This is a genomic window from Frateuria edaphi (assembly GCF_021117405.1).
Classification (GTDB): Bacteria; Pseudomonadota; Gammaproteobacteria; order Xanthomonadales; family Rhodanobacteraceae; genus Frateuria_A; species Frateuria_A edaphi.
The window spans coordinates 170,595-188,246 of the sequence record NZ_CP088251.1 but is presented as its reverse complement, the minus strand read 5'-3'; the positions used below and the strand labels follow the sequence as shown (position 1 = coordinate 188,246).

The following is a 17,652-nucleotide window of genomic DNA, read 5'->3' as shown; positions in this document are numbered from 1 at the left end:
TCGCCTGACGGCGCTCGAGTCACTTTTCTTTGCTGGCCCAAAGAAAAGTAACCAAAAGAAATGGCCTCGCTGAGCACGGGGCGAGTAAAGAGCTAGGTGCCGCCTCGCCTTGTCGAGTGGGCCCCTTGCTCTCAGAGGCGCTGCCGCCGCTTTACCGCGGGCGCTCGGAGCCGGGGCAAGTGAGGGTCACCCGCAGTGCGATCCACCGGGGAGGTACAACCGATCACATCGACGTTTGCGTAAGGTGTCCGTGGGTGGCCTTCAGCCCTTCCCGGGGAGGACGTCGAACAGCGCAATGGCCCGACCCTCTCCCCGGCGGGGAGAGGGAGCTATGAGGCGGGCGGTCAGACCGTCTGCGGGTTCGGCTTGTCCGGGTCGAGCTTGTACTCCTTGATCGCGCGCGCCACGTCCTTGGCATTGACCAGGCCGTCCTTCGCCAGCGCGGCCAGCGCGGCGTGGGCGATCCAGTAGCGGTCGACCTCGAAGAAGTCACGCAGGTGCTCGCGCGTGTCCGAGCGGCCGTAGCCATCGGTGCCCAGCACGGTGTAGCGCATGCCGTCGGGCATGAAGGCGCGGATCTGGTCGGCGTACTCGCGCACGTAGTCGGTCGCCGCGATGGCCGGGCCCGAGCGGCCCTGCAGCAGCTGGGTGACGTACGGCAGGCGCTGCTCGGCTTCCGGGTGCAGGCGGTTCCAGCGCTCGGCATCGAAACCGTCGCGGCGCAGCTCGGCGAAGCTGGGGCAGGACCAGATGTCGGCGGCCACGCCGAAGTCCTTCTGCAGCAGCTCGGCCGCCGCGATCACTTCGCGCAGGATGGTGCCCGAGCCGAGCAACTGCACGCACGGCGCCTTGGTCTTGGACTTGCCCTTGCCGCTGTTGCCCGTACCCGAGTCGCGGAACAGGTACATGCCCTTGATGATGCCCTCCTCGCAACCCTTGGGCAGATCCGGGTGCTCGTAGTTCTCGTTCATCACGGTGATGTAGTAGTACACGTCCTCCTGCTCCTGCAGCATGCGGCGGGTGCCGTCCTGCAGGATCACCGCGACCTCGTAGGAGAAGGTCGGGTCGTACGACTTCACGTTGGGGATCACGCCGGACATCAGGTGCGACTGGCCGTCCTCATGTTGCAGGCCTTCGCCGTTCAACGTGGTGCGGCCGGAGGTGCCGCCGATCAGGAAGCCGCGCGCGCGCATGTCGCCGGCGGCCCAGGCCAGGTCGCCGATGCGCTGGAAGCCGAACATCGAGTAGTAGATGAAGAACGGCAGCATCGGCTGGTTGCTGATCGAATAGCTCGACGCCGCGGCCATCCAGGCGGCCATGCCGCCGGCCTCGCTGATGCCTTCCTGCAACACCTGGCCCTTCTGGTCCTCGCGGTAGTACAGCAGCTGGTCCGCATCCTGCGGGCGGTACTTCTGGCCGAACGGCGCGTAGATGCCGATCTGCCGGAACATGCCTTCCATGCCGAAGGTGCGCGCCTCGTCGGCCACGATCGGCACCACGCGCGGGCCGATCGCCTTGTCGCGCAGCAACAGGTTCATGCCGCGCACCAGCGCCATGGTGGTGGAGATCTCGCGCTCGCCGGTGCCCTTGGTGATCTGCTCGAACGCGGACAGTTCGGGCGCCTTCAGCGCCACGTCGGTCTTGCGGCGGCGCTGCGGCAGGAAGCCGCCCAGCGCGCGGCGGCGCTCGAGCATGTATTCGACCTCCGGCGAATCCTTGCCCGGGTGGTAGTACGGCACTTCGTCCAGCTTGTCGTCCGGCACCGGGATGTTGAAGCGGTCGCGGAACGTCCGGATCGAATCGGTATCGAGCTTTTTCTGCTGGTGGGTCGGGTTCTGTGATTCGCCCGAACCCAGGCCCATGCCGTAGCCCTTGACCGTCTTGGCCAGGATCACCGTCGGCATCCCCTTGGTGTTCACCGCCGCGTGGTAGGCGGCGTAGACCTTGTGCGGATCATGGCCGCCACGGTTCAGGCGCCAGATGTCGTCGTCGGACAGGTTGGCGACCATCTCGCGGGTCTGCGGATACTTGCCGAAGAAATGCTCGCGCGTGTAGGCGCCACCGAAGGCCTTGCAGGCCTGGTATTCGCCGTCGAGCGTTTCCATCATCAGCTTACGCAGCACGCCGTCGTTGTCGCGCGCCAGGAGCGGATCCCAGTAGGAACCCCAGATCACCTTGATCGCGTTCCAGCCGGCGCCGCGGAAGACGCCTTCCAGTTCCTGGATGATCTTGCCGTTGCCGCGCACCGGACCGTCCAGGCGCTGCAGGTTGCAGTTGATCACGAACACCAGGTTGTCCAGGCCCTCGCGACCGGCCAGCGAGATGGCGCCGAGCGACTCCGGCTCGTCGCACTCGCCGTCGCCCATGAAGCACCAGATCTTGCGGTCGGTCTTCGGGATCAGGCCGCGGTGCTCGAGGTACTTCCAGAACTGCGCCTGGTAGATCGCCTGGATGGGACCTAAGCCCATCGACACCGTCGGCACCTGCCAGTAGTCGGGCATCAGCCACGGATGCGGGTAGGAGGACAGGCCACGGCCCTTGCCCACCACCTCCATGCGGAACAGGTCCAGCTGCTCCTCGCCGATGCGCCCTTCCAGGTACGAGCGGGCGTACACGCCCGGGCTCGAGTGGCCCTGGTGGAACACGAGGTCACCGGGGTGCTCGGCGCTCGGAGCGCGCCAGAAATGGTTGAAGCCCACGTCGTAGAGCGTGGCGGAGGACGCGAAGCTCGCGATGTGGCCGCCGAGCTCGCCGGGCTTGCGGTTGGCACGCACCACCATCGCCATCGCGTTCCAGCGGATCAGCGAGCGGATGCGCCATTCCATCGCCGCGTCGCCGGGGCTCTTGGCCTCCTGGCTGGCCGCGACGGTGTTGACGTACTCGGTGGTCGGATCGAACGGCAGGTAGCCGCCGGAGCGCCGCGTGGAATCGACCATGCGCTCGAGCAGGTAATGCGCGCGCTCGGTGCCGTCGTGCTGGATGACCGCATTGAGCGATTCGACCCACTCGCGGGTTTCGGTGGGGTCGATATCCTGGTTCAGGATGTCATCGAACTGATCCATGAAGCTTCTCCGCGGCGCGCTGGGCGCCTGATGTATTCGACGTGTGGGGAGCCCCCGATTCTAGCTTTCGGGGTGCGGGGGTGCCACATGAGACCGGCATACCGCAGGAGCGCACCCTTTCGCCGCTCGATGTCGCGCGCGCGGCGACGGCCCGGCCGCAGGCCGCGGTCGCGCACAGGGGCTCCTGGGAACCGGCGGGCTAGCGGCCGTACAGGCCGAACCAGCGCCGAGGCACGAACAGCTTGAGCGCGCGCTCGGCACTCTTGCGGCGCAGGCCCAGGTGCATCAGGCCACGGCCGATCGGCTTGAGCCAGTGGTGGCGGGCCTTGTGCAGCAGTGCCTCGCGTGCATCGGCCTCGATCCGGTACATCGCGACGATGTCCCGCGCCAGTCCGCGCCGGCGCGGCGGCAGTTCCGGCATCTGCGCCAGGCAATGTTCCAGGTCGTCGGCGGTGCCGCGGTAGAAGTGGATGGTGCGTTCGTAGCGGCGCTGCATGCGCAGCATCGGCGGTTCGTGCCGGGCGAACACGCCGGCGCTGACGCTGTTGGCGTGCTGGCGGTACTGGATGAGCGGCTGGCGCAGGTTCATGCATTCGCCAAGCAGCGCGCCGCGCAGGCTGAGCGCATTGTCCTCGATCGGTCCCAGCAGCGGGCCGAAGCGTTCGAACACCTCGCGCCGGAACGCCATGGCCGCGCCCAGCAGGCCGATCAGCCGTCCGATGCTCACGTAGTAGTCCAGCCCGAACACTTCCGGCCGCTGCCGGAACGACACCTCGCGCGCGTGGCCGTTCTCGTCGATGCCGTCGAAGTCGCTGCCCAGCACGGTCGCCCGCGGCCGGCGCCGGAATGCATCCAGGATCGTCGCCACGCGGTGCGGGTAGGAGATGTCGTCGCCCGCCATCATCACCACGATGTCGCCATGGGTCAGCGGCACCGCGGCATTGACGTGCGCGGCCACGCCCAGGTTGTGCTCGTTGCGGCGCACGCTGACGCGGTGCGGGCCACGGTAGTTGGCGACCATCTCCTGCGCCAGCTCGAAGGTGCCGTCGTCCGAGCAGTCGTTGGATACGATGATCTCGCACGGCACCGTCTGCGCCAGCGCCGATTCCAGCGCAGCACGGATGTAGGGCGCATCCCGGTAGCAGAGCAGCAGGATGCTGGCGGAAAGTGCGGTTTCAGACATGAGTCACCCGACCCCAAGGATGCCTTGCGTTTCCGAAGCCGCTCCATGGCCGGGTATCCGCCGTTCAGTTGCCGGACGGCCTGGTATCTGCGCAAAGGCCTGCACCCAGCCAACGCTGGGCGCAGATGCGCCATCCTGCCGTCATGCCTCCGGATCCCTGCGCGCGCTCGTCCTGTCCTCTGGATGACGGGTGGACGCCCCCGCGTCCGCCCCGGGAACCGGCGCGCGAGCGCAGCATACGCCGTACCGGCCGCCGTTGCGTTAGCGCATGCTCCGCCAGGCTTCCGCGCCGGTCGTGCGGCCCGAACCGCGCAGCTGCGCGTCCACCGCCGCGAGCGCGGTCATGTTGACCACACGGCGCACGGTCGAGGCCGGGGTGAGGATGTGCGCGCTCTTGTCCACGCCCATCAGGATCGGGCCGATCGCCACGCCACCAGTCATCACCTTGACCATGTTGTAGACGATGTTGGCCGCGTCCAGGTTGGGCAGCACGAACAGGTTCGCGCGACCGGTGAGCGTGCTGTTGGGGAAGATTCGCTGGCGCAGCGCCTCATCCCAGGCGGTGTCGGCCTGCATCTCGCCATCGATCTCCAGCCGCGGCGCATGCTCGCGGATCAGCTGGTAGGCCTTGCGCATCTTGGCGGCGCTGGGGTTGTCGTGGCTGCCGAAATTGGAGTGCGAGAGCAGCGCCACCTTCGGCGCGATGCCGAACAGCTTGAGGCGATAGCTCGCCTGCAGCGTGGCCTCGGCGATCTGCTCGGCGGTGGGGTCGACCTGCACGTGGGTATCGACGAAGAACCAGGCGCCCAGGTCGTTGATCACGCCGCTCATCGCCGAGGTGCACTGCACGTTCGGGTCCAGGCCGAACACGCTGCGCAGGTAGCCGAGCTTCTTGTGGTAGCGACCGACCAGGCCGCAGATCATCGCGTCGGCCTCGCCACGCTCGACCATCAGCGCGGCGATCAGCGTGGGCCGCGAGCGCAGCAGGTTCTTGGCGGCCGCCGGGGTGACGCCGCGCCGCTCGGTCAGCGCGTGGTACTGCTGCCAGTAGTCGTTGAAGCGCGGGTCGTCGTTGATGTTGGTGAGCTCGAAATCCACGCCCTCGCGGATGCGCAGGCCGAGCCGCTCGATGCGCTGGGCAATCACGTCCGGCCGGCCGATCAGGATCGGGAAGGCGAGCTTCTCGTCGATCACCGTCTGCACGGCGCGCAACACGGTTTCTTCCTCGCCCTCGGCATAGACCACGCGCTTGAGGTCCGTGCGGGCGCGCTCGTACACCGGCTTCATCAGCAGGCTGGTGCGGTAGATGAACTGGCCGAGCTTCTCGCGGTAGGCGTCCATGTCCTCGATCGGTCGCGCGGCGACACCCGAATCCATCGCCGCCTGCGCCACCGCCGGCGCCAGCATCACCAACAGGCGCGGGTCGAACGGACGTGGTATCAGGTATTCGGCGCCGAACGAGGGCACCTCGCCGCCGTAGGCGCCGGCAAGGTCCGAAGCCTCCATCCGCGCCAGCGCGGCGATCGCGCGCACGCAGGCGAGCTTCATCGCCTCGTTGATCCCGGTGGCGCCCACGTCCAGCGCGCCGCGGAAGATGTACGGGAAGCACAACGCGTTGTTGACCTGGTTCGGGTAATCCGAGCGGCCGGTAGCGATGATGCAGTCCGGCCGCACGCGCTTGGCGTCTTCGGGCAGGATTTCGGGGTTGGGATTGGCGAGCGCGAGGATCACCGGGCGCTCGGCCATGGTCGCGACCATTTCCGGCTTGAGGATGCCGCCGGCGGAGAGGCCCAGGAACACGTCCGCGCCCGCCACGATGTCGGCCAGCGAGCGTTTGTCGGTATCGCGCGCGTAGCGTGCCTTGTCCGGATCCAGGCCCGGGCGTCCGGTATGGATCACGCCCTCGCGATCGAACGCCAGGATGTTCTGCGGCTTCACGCCGAGCGCCACCAGCATGTCCAGGCAGGCGATGCCAGCCGCGCCGGCGCCCGTGGTGGCGAGTTTGACGTCCTCGATCCTCTTGCCGACCACTTCCAGCGCATTGAGCACGGCGGCGCCAACGATGATCGCGGTGCCGTGCTGGTCGTCGTGGAACACCGGGATGTTCATCCGCTCGCGCAGCTTGCGCTCGACGATGAAGCACTCCGGCGCCTTGATGTCTTCGAGGTTGATGCCGCCGAAGGTCGGTTCCATCGCGGCGATGATGTCGACCAGCTTGTCGGGGTCGCGCTCGTTCAACTCGATGTCGAACACGTCGATGCCGGCGAACTTCTGGAACAGCACGCCCTTGCCTTCCATCACCGGCTTGCCGGCCAGCGGACCGATGTCGCCCAGGCCGAGCACCGCGGTGCCGTTGGTGATCACCGCCACCAGGTTCCCGCGAGCGGTCATCTGGCTGGCCGCCTGCGGGTCCTCGACGATCGCCTCGCAGGCGTAGGCCACGCCGGGCGAGTAGGCCAGCGCCAGGTCGCGCTGCGTCACCATCGCCTTGGTCGCGGTGACCTTGATCTTGCCTGGGCGGGGATGGCGGTGGTACTCGAGCGCGGCGTGGCGCAGGTCGTCGGGATGGGCCATGGGTGGCGGCTTTTTCTGCGAGGGGAAGCGGTCTCACATGGTAACAGGCAGGTTGCTTGCGAGCCTTCCGGCGCCTGCAGGAGCCACGCCAGGCCGTCTGGCGCGGCAATGGCGCTCAGAGCCGCAGGTTCAGCTCGTCCGCCTGCACCTGCCCCATGTGGATGCCGTTGACGAACAGGGAGAAGGCCAGCTTGCCGGCCAAGCCATGCACGCGCTGCATCCACGGTGGCAGCCAACGCGGGGGCAGCAGGGTGCCGGCCTCGAAATGCGGCTGCAGGGTGATCACGTCGTGCAGCGCCAGCTTGCCGGCAAACAGGTAGCGCAGCAGGTCCATGCGCTGCTGCTTGAACGCCCAGCGGAAGAAGGTGTGCACGGTGAGCAGGCCGGACAGGTACACATTGTCCTTGGCGAACACCGCGCCGCCGGTCAGCGGCACGCCGCGGAACACCCGCTGCGCGGAGTGGAAACTGTCGGCCGTGCCCTGCCCGCAATGGCGGAAGTATTTGTAGACCTCGACGAAGTCGGCCCCGTTGAGCGCCATATCGATGGCCAGGATGCGCAGGCTGATGCGTTTGAGCCGCGCGATGTCGATGGCGCCGGAAATCAGCTCGGCGAACACTGCCAGCCCTTCCTGCGTGGCGGTGACGCGCGGCGAGGTGCGCGCCAGCGAGCCGAGCAGGGGCTGCTCGCGGCCGTTGAGCGCGGTGAGCGAATGCACGAACGCCTCGTGCGCGAGCAGCTGGTGGCGGTCGTATTCGCTGAAGTGGGCGCCGCCGCGCAGGCGGATGCGCGTGGCGCCGGCGGCGGCCTTGGCGGTGAGTTCGGGGTCGACTTCCACCGCGATGCGTCCGGGGCCGAAAAAGCCGTCCAGCACCTGGCTGAGGTCCGCGCACAGTTCCTCGGCCGAAAGATTCATGCTCACCGTGTCGGAGAGCAGGTCGGCGCCAAGCTCGTCCGAGAGCTCGACGAAGTAGCGCGCCGCGTCCAGGTTGCTCTTGTCACTGCCCGGGATTGCATCGCCCGGCCGCCCGTACAGGGCGATCGACGGGGCGGTGACGCCGGCGCTGCCGACCGCTTCGAGCATCTCCGCTGCCACCCGCCAGGAGGTGGCGGTGCGGCACAGGAAATCGCCGATCGGGTCGCCGACCAGCAGCACCTCGGCTTCGCGTTCGATCGCCGCCAGCTCGGCGCGCACCGCGGCCAGGTCCGGCCGGACGTAATGCACCTCCGGCAACGCGAAATCGCCCTTGTCGTAGGCAGCGATCATGCGCCGCTCCAGCGAGGCCGGCCAGCTCACCGTGGGCAGGATGTTGATGGCGCGGGTGGCGGCGAGCAGGCGCTGGTCGAGCGCGGCGTAGTGCCGGCGGGCGGATGCGTCGACGTTCATCGCGGCCTCGGCGCACACGCGGTGCAGGGACGGCCCGGATTCGCGCAGCTGCCGTGCATGCCGCGCCTTACTCCCGCTCGCGCCGGCCGCGATGTCCGTGCGGACGGTCCGGCGGACGCCCACCGCGCTGGCGGCGCAGGCGCGCCTCCAGCGTCGCCGCCTGCTCCTCGCGCTCGTCGCGCAGCTTGAGGTAATTGCGCCAGCGCTCGGCGGTCAGGTCGCCCGAGTCCAGTGCCGATTGCACCGCGCAGCCGGGCTCGCTGCCGTGGCCGCAATCGGCGAAGCGGCAGGTTTCGGCCAGCGCCTCGATGTCGGCGAACAGGTCGAGGTTTTCCTCGCCGGTGAGCTTCAGTTCGCGCATGCCGGGCGTGTCGATCAGGCAACCGCCGGTGGGCAGCGTCAGCAGCGCGCGGTGGGTGGTGGTGTGGCGACCGCGGCTGTCGTGCTCGCGCACCGCGCCGGTGGCCATGCGTTCGGTGCCGAGCAGGGTGTTGGTCAGGGTGGACTTGCCGGCGCCGGACGATCCGACCAGCACCGCGCTGTCGCCGGGCCCCAGGTATCGCGCGAGAAGCTCGGCGCTGGCCGGGTCCTTGCCGTTGACGGCGTGGATCGGCGTGGTATCCGGCAGGCGCTCGCGCAGCGCGGCCAGGCGCGCATCGCCATCGGCCTGCAGGTCGAGCTTGCTCAGCAGCACCACCGGTTGCGCGCCGGAATCCTCGATCAGCGACAGGTAGCGCTCGATGCGCGCCGGGTTGAAATCGTTGTCCAGCCCGGTGAGCACCAGCACGTAGTCGATGTTGGTGGCGATGATCTGCCGCTCGTAGCGCTCGCCCGCGGCGGCGCGCGAAAGCACGCTGCGCCGTGGCAGCACGCTGAGAATGTGCGGCGGCCGGCCCTCCTCCACCTCGACGAAATCGCCTACCGCGGGGCGGTCGGCCGGATCGAGGGTGCGCTTGAGGAAATGTCCGGCCGGCTGCGCGCCGAACAGTGCCTGGCCGTCGTGCAGTTCGTAGCCGGCGCGATGCTGCGCCACCACGCGGGCGATGCGGTGTCCACCGGGTGGCAGGTCGCCGCGCCAACCGATGTGGCGCAGGCGTTCGATGGTCGCGGCATCGCTCATAGGTTCCCGATTATGCCTTGCCGAGGCGGTGTCCGCCGCGCACCCCGCACTGCTAGCATCAGCGGCTTTACAAGGCCCCGCAGAGGACCCCGTGCCGGTTCCGTCCCTTTCCGCGTCGATCACCCCCAGCCCCCACCTCGCCGACGTGCGCTACGAGATCCGCGGCGCGCTCACCCGCCGCGCCCGCGAACTGGAGTCGGCCGGCCACGCCATCGTCAAGCTCAACATCGGCAACCCGGCCCGCTACGGTTTCGAGACGCCGGGCCACCTGCGCCAGGCGATCGCCGCACACCTGGCCGACAGCGAGGGCTACGGCCACGAACAGGGGCTGGAAGAGGCGCGCGAGGCGATCGCCGCGCAGCAACGCGCGCACGGCGCGCAGGGCGTGGCGGTGGAGCGCATCTTCGTCGGCAACGGCGTCAGCGAGCTGATCGACCTGTCGTTGCGCGCGCTGCTGCAGCCGGGCGACGAGGTGCTGCTGCCCAGCCCCGACTATCCGCTGTGGAGCGCGGCGACCATCCTGAACGGCGGAAGCCCGCGCTATTACCGCTGCCTGGCGCAGAACGCGCACCTGCCCGATCCGGAAGAACTCGAGTCGCTGATCACTTCGCGCACCCGCGCGCTGGTGTTGATCAACCCGAACAACCCCACCGGCGCGGTGTATCCGCGCGCGCTGCTGGAACAGCTGGTGGCAATCGCGCAGCGCCACGACCTGCTGCTGTTCGCCGACGAGATCTACGACGAGATCCTCTACGACGACGCGCCCTTCCAGCCACTGGCCGAGGTCGCCGGCACGCACCCGTGCCTGAGCTTCGGCGGGCTGTCGAAGGTGCACCGCGCCTGCGGCTACCGCGTCGGCTGGCTGAGCCTGTCCGGCGATCCGGCGCGCACCGGCGCCTACCGCGATGCGCTGCAGCTGCTGGCCGCGCTGCGCCTGTGCGCCAACGTCACCGCGCAGTGGGCGGTCGAGCCGGCGCTGACCGGTCGCGCCACGATCGCCGCGCTCACCGCCCCCGGCGGGCGCCTGCACGAGGCACGTCGCGCGGTGCTGGAGGGCGTGGCATCGAGCGGGTTTCTCGACCTGGTCGCTCCCGCGGGCGCGCTGTATGCGTTCCCTCAGGTACGGGCCGAGCGCCTGGCGCGGTTCGACGACAACGTGTTTGCGCTGCGCCTGCTGGAGGAGGAAGCGGTGCTGGTCGTGCCCGGGTCCAGCTTCAACGTGCCGCACAGCCGCCACTTCCGCCTGACCCTGCTGCCGCCGCCGGACCAGTTGGCCGAGGTGTTCGTGCGGGTCGAGCGGGTGCTCTCGCGGATGGCGCAGGAGCAGGCGCGCGAGTCGGCCATCGCCTGATCCAGGCCATCCCCACGGGACAGGGGTTTGGGCGCGTGGTTGCCGCCAGCGCTTCGACTTCACCCTGGGGGCTATGCCCAGCGCGAACGGTTTCCCGGGCGGCCAACATATCCTTTCGGCCCGAGCCTGGATGTCCGGCGCCGGAGTCGAAGGACCACCCACCGGAGCGCTGCCATGCCCCTGCACTACCTCGCCCTGGGCGATTCCTACACCATCGGTGAAGCCGTTCCCGCGACCGGCCGCTGGCCCGTGCAACTGGTGCACCAGCTGCGCGCGCGTGGCGTGGCCATCGACGACCCGCAGATCATCGCCGTGACCGGCTGGACCACCGACGAGCTTTCCGCCGCGATGGACGCGGCCACGTTCACGCCGCCCTACGACCTGGTCACCCTGCTGATCGGCGTCAACAACCAGTACCGGGGCCGCGCGGCCGGTGAGTACCGCTCCCAGTTCAGCGGCCTGCTTCGACGGGCGATCGCGCTGGCGGGCGGCCGGGCCGCGCATGTGGTGGTGGTCTCGATTCCCGACTGGGGCGTCACCCGTTTCGCCCGCGAGCAGGATCGCGACCCGGCGCAGATCGCCCGCGCCCTGGACGTCTACAACGCGATCGCCCGCGACGAGGCCGGCCGCGCGGGCACGCGCTGGGTGGACATCACGCCGATCTCGCGCCGACATCCGGACCTGGTAGCCGACGACGGCCTGCACCCCGGCGCCGCGCAGTACACGCTGTGGACCGACGCGATCCTGCCGGCCGCCGCCGCTGCGGTGAAATAGCGCGGCGATTGGGATCGCCTGGCACCGCCCCCATCTGCGGGGCGTATCATTGGCCCTCTTTGCCGGAGCTTTCCCATGTCCCTCGACCCTGCCACCCGCGAACGCATCGAAACCCTGCTCAAGGACCACCGCGTGGTGCTGTTCATGAAGGGCGACCGTCGCCAGCCGATGTGCGGTTTCTCCGCGGCCGCGACCAACACGCTCAACGAGCTGTTGCCCGAATACCACACGGTCAACGTGCTGGACGATCCGGAAATCCGCGAGGGCATCAAGGTGTTCGGGGACTGGCCGACGATCCCGCAGCTGTACGTCGAGGGCGAGCTGGTCGGCGGCGCCGACATCATCCGCCAGATGTACGCCAGCGGCGAACTGCATTCGCTGTTCGGCGCCACCCCGCCGGACCGCACGCCGCCGGAGATCACGATCACCGACAAGGCGGCCGAGGCCATCCGCAACGGCATCGCCAACGCACAGGGACTGGCGCTGCACCTGGAGATCGGCCCCGACCACAGCGCCGGCTTCCAGCTGGCGCCGGCCGGCGACCACGACATCGTGGTGACCGCCAACGGCATCGAGGTGCATTTCGACCCGGGCAGCGCGCAGCGCGCCAAGGGCATCGTGATCGACTGGGTCTCCACCGTGCAGGGCGAAGGCCTCAGCCTGAAGTTCCCCGGCGCGCAGGAGATCAAGTCGCTCAGCGTGCAGGAACTGAAGGCACGCCTGGCCGACAGCAGCGTGCTGCTGGTGGACGTGCGCCCGGCCGCTGGCCGCGCCTTGGCCCCGTCGCTGGCGCAGGCGCGCGTGCTGGAGGAGGAGGGCTACGACGCCTTGGCCGCGCTGCCGAAGGACACGGCGATCGCCTTCATCTGCCACCACGGCAACTCCAGCCGCGGCGTGGCCGAGCGCTTCGCGGCGCACGGGTTCACCGACGTGTTCAACGTCGAGGGCGGCATGGATGCGTGGTCACGCGAGATCGATTCCTCGGTGCCGCGCTACTGATGGCGCAGGGTGGGGCTTCGGCCCACCCTGGCGCACCTCGGCGGTAGGCCGAACCCACCAACCTACACGTGCTCCGCCCGGCGCGGGCCACGGCTTCCCGCCCACAACAGCGCCCCGGCCGCCAGCACGCCGGCGGCGAGCAGGCCGCGGTGCGTCGTGGCCCACAACTGCAGGCTGTACGCCTTGGAACGGGCATCGAAGCGGCCGTGCGTGCCGTAATCCTCGCGCACCGCTTCGTAAAGGTTGTCCGGCCGGTCTTCCGGCAGCGGCAGCTGGCCCATCTGGCCGGCGTAGCCGAGCTTGACCAGGCGGCGATCGCCCAGCTTCGGGAACAGCTTGTTGCCGAGGATCGCCTTGACCGCGGGAAAACCCACGTTGAGCTCGCGCCGCCGGTGATGCGCGGCCCAATGGATGCCCCTGGCCGCGACCTCCGGCTGGAAGATCGGCGGCACCGGCTGCGGCCGGCGCGGCAGCTTGGTGCGGCCCCATTGGAACTGCGGCGTGTTGAAGGCGGACAGCTGCACCATCGTGATGTGGATGTCGCTCCGCTCGTGCATCAGCTCCACGCGCAGCGCGTCGGTGAAGCCGCGGATGGCGAACTTGGCGCCGCAGTAGGGCGCCTGCAGCGGTATCGCCCGGTACGCCAGCGCCGACCCCACCTGCACGATGGTGCCGCGGCCGCGCTCGCGCATGCGCTTGAGCGCCGCCATGGTGCCGTACACGGTGCCCAGGTAAGTGACCTCGGTGGCCCGGCGGAACTCCGCCGGGCTGATCTGGTGGACCGGCGCGAAGATGGTCGCCATGGCATCGTTGATCCAGATGTCGATCGGGCCGAGCTCCCGCTCGACGCGCTCGGCCGCGGCCTCGACCGCGTCGGCGTCGGACACGTCCAGCGGGATCGGCAACGCCTCGCCACCCAACCGCCGCACTTCCTCGGCGGCGACCTCCAGGCCATCGCTGCCGCGCGCGATCAGGGCGATGCGCGCGCCGTCGCGGGCGAAGCGATGGGCGGTGGCGCGGCCGACGCCGGCGGAGGCGCCGGTGATGACGACGACTTCGGGTTTCTTCATGGTGCGGCTCCTTCGGTGCCTGCAGGATCAGCTGTAGGCGATGGTGGAAAGCAGCGCGAGCGCGGCCTGGCGCGAATCCAGCCGCGTGTGCTGCACCACGATCGGCACGTCCGACTCGATCACGCTCGAATAATCGGTGTCGCGCGGGATCGGCTCGGGATCGGTCAGGTCGTTGAAGCGCAGGTGCAGCGTGCGCCGCGCCGGCACGGTGACGCGGTAGGGACCGGCCGGGTCGCGATCCTTGAAGTAGATGGTGAGGGTCACCTGCGCGTCCTGCGCGTTGGTGTTGAGCAGGCAGGCGGTTTCGTGGCTCAGGAAACGCGGATCGTCCGCATGCGTGCCGCCGGGCGGGATGTAGCCCTCGGCGATGGCCCAGCGGCGCTGGCCGATCGGTTCTGGCGTGGTCATGGCAGCTCCTTGTCGAGGTGGATCAATGCAAGACCCGAGACCGGGTCGTGGCGGCGGCGCAGGTGCGCGGGCGCCTCGGTGACGATCACTTCCAGCGTGGGCCGCACGTGGCCCTCCAGCAGGTGGCCGCCCAGCGCGCGGGCGTCGGACCGGCCCAGCACCGCGTGCATGTGCAGCCGGGGTTCGTCGTCCTTGAGCGCCACGTCGCCGATCAGCGAGACCACTTCCACCTGTTCGTCGACGGGGTTGCGCTTGTAGTCCCTGGCGTCCCAGTCGAAATAGCCCAGCACCGCGCGCTGGAAGGCGCCGATGGCGGTCAGGTGCGCGGCCGACAGCTGCTGCGCCCTGGCAAAGGCGAGCAGGCAGGCGTTGGCCTCGTCGCCGGTCTCGAGCACGACGGCCCAGGTGCGCGTGTCGCCCTGGTGGATCAGTTGGTAATGCATGGATTGGCGCTCCTGCGTGGTGGCCGGCCAGGTGGAGCAGGATCGAGGGGCATCGGGTCCATCCTCACCTTGCGTGCCCTCCCCACCCCTCGCCCCCGCGTCCGGGCTCCGGCCGCGCCGAGGGCAGCGGCGCTTCGCGCTCGCGGCGGGGAATCGGGTCGAGGTTGGACGTGCCCTGCGCCAGCGCCATCGCCAGCACCTGCGACACGTCCAGCGCGGTGCGGCCGGTGCATTGCCCGATCTGCTGGCGGCAGGAAAAGCCGTTGGTGATGATCAGCGTGTCCGGATCGGCCGCGCGGATGGCCGGCAGCAGTTCCAGCTCGCCGATCGCGAGGGAGACGTCGACTTTCTTCGCGTCGAAGCCGAACGAGCCGGCCATGCCGCAACAGCCCGCATCGAGCAGTTCGAAGTCCAACCCTGCCTTGGCGAGCAGCCGCTTTTCCGCATCGGTGCCGATGACCGCGTGGTGGTGGCAGTGCGCGTGCACCAGCGCCTTGCGCTTGAGCTGCGGCGGCGCGTAGCCGACACGGTCGAGGTACTCGCTGAAGAGGAAGGTGTTGCGCGAGAGCCAGTGCGCGCGTTCGTCGCCCGGGAACAGATTGGGCAGCTCGTCGCGGAACGCCGCGACGCAGGAGGGCTCGAGCCCGACCACCGGCACGCTGCGGTCGATGTGCGGCGAGAGCGCATCGAGGATGTCCGAAAGCTGCGCGCGTGCCTTGTCCAGCATGCCCTCGGCATACAGCGGACGCCCGCAGCACAGCGTCGCCTGCGGTACCACCACGCGGTAGCCGGCCGCCTCCAGCACGCCGACCGCGTCCTTGAGTGGATCAGGGTGCAGGTAGTTGTTGAACGTGTCCGGCCACAGCAGCACTTCCGGGCCGCGCATGCGGGATTTTTCGCGCGCGGCGAACCAGTCGCGGAAGGTCTCGCTGGCGAACCGCGGCATCGTGCGCTGCTGGGCGATGCCGCCGATCGCCTTGGCCAGGTGCGAGAGTCCGGGCGTCTGCAGGATCGCGTTGGCCAGCCACGGCACGTGCGACGCGACGCGGGCGATGTCGAAGATGCGCCCCATCGCATAGGCCGCGCGCGGGCGCAGGCGGCCTTCGTAGTGGTGATGCATGAACTCGGCCTTGTAGGTAGCCATGTCCACGTTGACCGGGCAGTCGCTCTTGCAGCCCTTGCAGGCCAGGCACATGTCCAGCGCGTCACGCACCGCCTCGCTGCGCCAGCCGTCTTTCAACGGGTCGCCTTCGAGCATCTCGAACAACAGGTGCGAGCGCCCGCGCGTGCTCCACTTCTCCTCGTGGGTGGCGCGGTAGCTCGGGCACATCACGTTCTTGTGCTTGTTGCGGCAGTTGCCCACGCCGACGCAGCGGCGCGCCGCCTGCGCGAAGCTCATGCCGTCGGCCGGAAAGGCGAATGCGGTCTTGAGCTTGGGCGGCTGGTAGCCCGGACCGTCGCGCAGGTCGGCGTCCATCGGGTTGGGATCGACCACCTTGCCGGGGTTCATGCGCCCGCGCGGGTCCCACAGCGCCTTGAACTCGCCGAAGGCCTGGACCAGCTCGTCGCCGAACATCTTGGGCAGGAACGAGGCGCGCACCTGGCCATCGCCATGCTCGCCGGAGAGCGAGCCGCCGTAGGACAACACCAGGTCGGAGGCCTCGTCCATGAAGGCGCGCCACTGCGCCACCGCCTCGGGCGTGGACAGGTCGAACGCGATGCGGCAGTGGATGCAGCCGTCGCCGAAATGGCCGTACAGCGCACAGGTGTAGGTGTACTTGGCGAGCAGCTTGCGGAAGTCGCGCAGGTAGGGACCGACCTTGTCCGGCGGGACGGCGGCGTCCTCCCAGCCGGGATGGCCGTCCGGCTGGCCGGGAACGCGCGCGGTGGCGCCAAGGCCCGACTCGCGGATCGTCCACAGCATGCCTTCCTCGGCCGGGTCGTCGAACAGCTTCATGCTCGGCGGGTGGTCCTCGGCCTTGAGCGCCTGCATCAGCTTGCGGGCCTTGCCGTCGGCTTCGTCCTTGGAGTCGCCGCCGAACTCGACCATCAGCCAGCCGCCGCCCGGCGGCAGCAGGGCGCGGTCCTTCGGGTGCATGTCCTTGCGCTTCATGTCGGCGATCAGCGCGTCGTCGATGCCTTCCAGGCCGGTCGGGCCGAAGGCGAGGATCTGCGGCACGTGGTCGCCGGCCTCGAAAACGTCCGGGTACCCGAGCACCAGCAGCGAGCGCACCGGCGGGCTGGGCACCAGCCGCACCTCGGCCTCCAGGATGGTCACGCAGGTGCCTTCCGTGCCGACCAGCGCCCGCGCCACGTTGAAGCCGTTTTCGGGCAGCAATTCGTCCAGGTTGTAGCCGGAGACGCGGCGCGGGATCTTCGGATAGCGCGCGCGGACCAGGTCGGCGTAGCGGTCACGGATGGATTTGAGGCCGGCGTAGATCTCGCCGCGCCGGCCGCCCTCGCGGATGATCTGTTCCAGCTCCTCTTCGCTGGTCGGCCCGACGCGCATGCGCAGGCCGTCGTAGGTGACGATCTCCAGCGCATGCACGTTGTCGGCAGTGCGCCCGGCCATCACCGAGTGCACGCCGCAGGAGTTGTTGCCGATCATGCCGCCCAGCGTGTTGTGCGCGTGTGTCGACGGATCCGGGCCGAAGGTGAGGTGGTGCTTCTCCGCCTGGTCGCGCAGGTCGTCCAGCACGCAGCCCGGTTCGATGCGCGCACGACGTTGCTCCGGATCGATCGCGACGATCTGGTTGAGGTGGTAGGAGAAATCCATCACCACCGCGGTGTTGCAGCACTGGCCGGCCAGGCTGGTGCCGCCGCCGCGCGAGAGCACCGGCGCGTCGTGTTCGCGGCAGATGCGCAGGGTTTCGATCACGTCGCGGGCGTGGCGCGGCTTGACCACGCCGATCGGCACCTGGCGATAGATCGAGCCGTCGGTGGCGTAGAGCGCACGGCTGCCGTCGTCGAAGCAGACCTCGCCTTCCAGCGCCGCGGCCAGGTCCTGCGCCAGCACGGCGGCGGCGGCACTGGAAAAGGCCAAGCGGTTGCTGTGCGAGTGGCGCACGCGCGGCGGCGCCAGCGGCAGCACCGCGGCATCGCGGTGGCTGTCCTGGCGGCCGCGGCCATCGGTGGACGATGCGGCCGCCTCGGCGCCGGAAGCGTCGGGTTTGCGGGGGAACGAAGGGACGGAGCCGTGCTCCCGCTGCTTGGTCATGATGTCGCCCCTCCCCGCAAGTAACCCGCTGACTCTCCTGTCGGAGCGCAGCCTGTGCGCGCCC

Annotated in this window: 12 protein-coding genes; 3 read left to right on the top strand and 9 right to left on the bottom strand. The window is 69.2% G+C overall.

The window, feature by feature from the left end:
- Positions 1-344: 344 nt before the first annotated feature.
- The 5 genes from aceE to rsgA all read right to left on the bottom strand — a co-directional run bounded on the left by aceE (position 345) and on the right by rsgA (position 9,326).
- The gene (gene aceE / locus LQ772_RS00875) at positions 345-3,062 is read right to left on the bottom strand and encodes a pyruvate dehydrogenase (acetyl-transferring), homodimeric type (protein ID WP_231323130.1); all 2,718 of its coding nucleotides are present in this window, start codon (positions 3,060-3,062) and stop codon (positions 345-347) included.
- A 199-nt stretch (positions 3,063-3,261) separates the two neighbouring features.
- Positions 3,262-4,245 carry a glycosyltransferase gene (locus tag LQ772_RS00870; RefSeq protein ID WP_231323128.1) on the bottom strand — a complete coding sequence of 328 codons (984 nt, stop codon included), beginning with the start codon at positions 4,243-4,245 and terminating at the stop codon, positions 3,262-3,264.
- A gap of 261 nt (positions 4,246-4,506) precedes the next feature.
- Positions 4,507-6,819 carry an NADP-dependent malic enzyme gene (locus LQ772_RS00865; RefSeq protein ID WP_231323126.1) on the bottom strand — a complete coding sequence of 771 codons (2,313 nt, stop codon included), beginning with the start codon at positions 6,817-6,819 and terminating at the stop codon, positions 4,507-4,509.
- 115 nt (positions 6,820-6,934) lie between these two features.
- Entirely contained in the window at positions 6,935-8,206 is a 1,272-nt protein-coding gene (locus tag LQ772_RS00860; RefSeq protein ID WP_231323124.1) for a peptidase MATCAP family protein, read from the bottom strand.
- A gap of 67 nt (positions 8,207-8,273) precedes the next feature.
- Positions 8,274-9,326: a ribosome small subunit-dependent GTPase A gene (rsgA, locus tag LQ772_RS00855; RefSeq protein WP_231323122.1), complete on the bottom strand. Its 1,053-nt coding sequence runs from the start codon at positions 9,324-9,326 to the stop codon at positions 8,274-8,276.
- A gap of 91 nt (positions 9,327-9,417) precedes the next feature.
- Between rsgA and LQ772_RS00850 the strand changes: the two genes are divergently transcribed.
- From LQ772_RS00850 to grxD, 3 genes are all read left to right on the top strand, one after another.
- Entirely contained in the window at positions 9,418-10,677 is a 1,260-nt protein-coding gene (locus LQ772_RS00850; protein ID WP_231323120.1) for an aminotransferase class I/II-fold pyridoxal phosphate-dependent enzyme, read from the top strand.
- 174 nt (positions 10,678-10,851) lie between these two features.
- Positions 10,852-11,451, top strand: coding sequence for an SGNH/GDSL hydrolase family protein (locus LQ772_RS00845; protein ID WP_231323118.1), 600 nt, complete (start codon positions 10,852-10,854; stop codon positions 11,449-11,451).
- Between the two features lie 75 nt (positions 11,452-11,526).
- Entirely contained in the window at positions 11,527-12,450 is a 924-nt protein-coding gene (gene grxD, locus LQ772_RS00840; protein WP_231323116.1) for a Grx4 family monothiol glutaredoxin, read from the top strand.
- Between the two features lie 62 nt (positions 12,451-12,512).
- Here grxD and LQ772_RS00835 read toward each other — a convergent pair whose 3' ends face one another.
- From LQ772_RS00835 to LQ772_RS00820, 4 genes are all read right to left on the bottom strand, one after another.
- Positions 12,513-13,520, bottom strand: coding sequence for an SDR family oxidoreductase (locus tag LQ772_RS00835; RefSeq protein ID WP_231323114.1), 1,008 nt, complete (start codon positions 13,518-13,520; stop codon positions 12,513-12,515).
- A 27-nt stretch (positions 13,521-13,547) separates the two neighbouring features.
- Positions 13,548-13,928, bottom strand: coding sequence for a sensory rhodopsin transducer (locus LQ772_RS00830; RefSeq protein ID WP_231323112.1), 381 nt, complete (start codon positions 13,926-13,928; stop codon positions 13,548-13,550).
- Entirely contained in the window at positions 13,925-14,371 is a 447-nt protein-coding gene (locus LQ772_RS00825) for a PPC domain-containing DNA-binding protein (RefSeq protein ID WP_231323110.1), read from the bottom strand. The genes LQ772_RS00830 and LQ772_RS00825 overlap by 4 nt, the downstream gene beginning before the upstream one ends.
- A 64-nt stretch (positions 14,372-14,435) precedes the next feature.
- Positions 14,436-17,588 carry an FAD-binding and (Fe-S)-binding domain-containing protein gene (locus LQ772_RS00820; protein ID WP_231323108.1) on the bottom strand — a complete coding sequence of 1,051 codons (3,153 nt, stop codon included), beginning with the start codon at positions 17,586-17,588 and terminating at the stop codon, positions 14,436-14,438.
- Positions 17,589-17,652: the final 64 nt, after the last annotated feature.

Excerpts from the sequence above, each read along its gene's own strand:
- LQ772_RS00820 (WP_231323108.1), bottom strand. The coding sequence starts at position 17,588 with ATGACCAAGCAGCGGGAGCACGGCTCCGTCCCTTCGTTCCCCCGCAAA.
- aceE (WP_231323130.1), bottom strand. The coding sequence starts at position 3,062 with ATGGATCAGTTCGATGACATCCTGAACCAGGATATCGACCCCACCGAA.
- LQ772_RS00860 (WP_231323124.1), bottom strand. The coding sequence starts at position 8,206 with ATGAACGTCGACGCATCCGCCCGCCGGCACTACGCCGCGCTCGACCAG.
- rsgA (WP_231323122.1), bottom strand. The coding sequence starts at position 9,326 with ATGAGCGATGCCGCGACCATCGAACGCCTGCGCCACATCGGTTGGCGC.
- grxD (WP_231323116.1), top strand. The coding sequence starts at position 11,527 with ATGTCCCTCGACCCTGCCACCCGCGAACGCATCGAAACCCTGCTCAAG.
- LQ772_RS00830 (WP_231323112.1), bottom strand. The coding sequence starts at position 13,928 with ATGACCACGCCAGAACCGATCGGCCAGCGCCGCTGGGCCATCGCCGAG.
- LQ772_RS00865 (WP_231323126.1), bottom strand. The coding sequence starts at position 6,819 with ATGGCCCATCCCGACGACCTGCGCCACGCCGCGCTCGAGTACCACCGC.
- LQ772_RS00845 (WP_231323118.1), top strand. The coding sequence starts at position 10,852 with ATGCCCCTGCACTACCTCGCCCTGGGCGATTCCTACACCATCGGTGAA.
- LQ772_RS00825 (WP_231323110.1), bottom strand. The coding sequence starts at position 14,371 with ATGCATTACCAACTGATCCACCAGGGCGACACGCGCACCTGGGCCGTC.
- LQ772_RS00835 (WP_231323114.1), bottom strand. The coding sequence starts at position 13,520 with ATGAAGAAACCCGAAGTCGTCGTCATCACCGGCGCCTCCGCCGGCGTC.
- LQ772_RS00870 (WP_231323128.1), bottom strand. The coding sequence starts at position 4,245 with ATGTCTGAAACCGCACTTTCCGCCAGCATCCTGCTGCTCTGCTACCGG.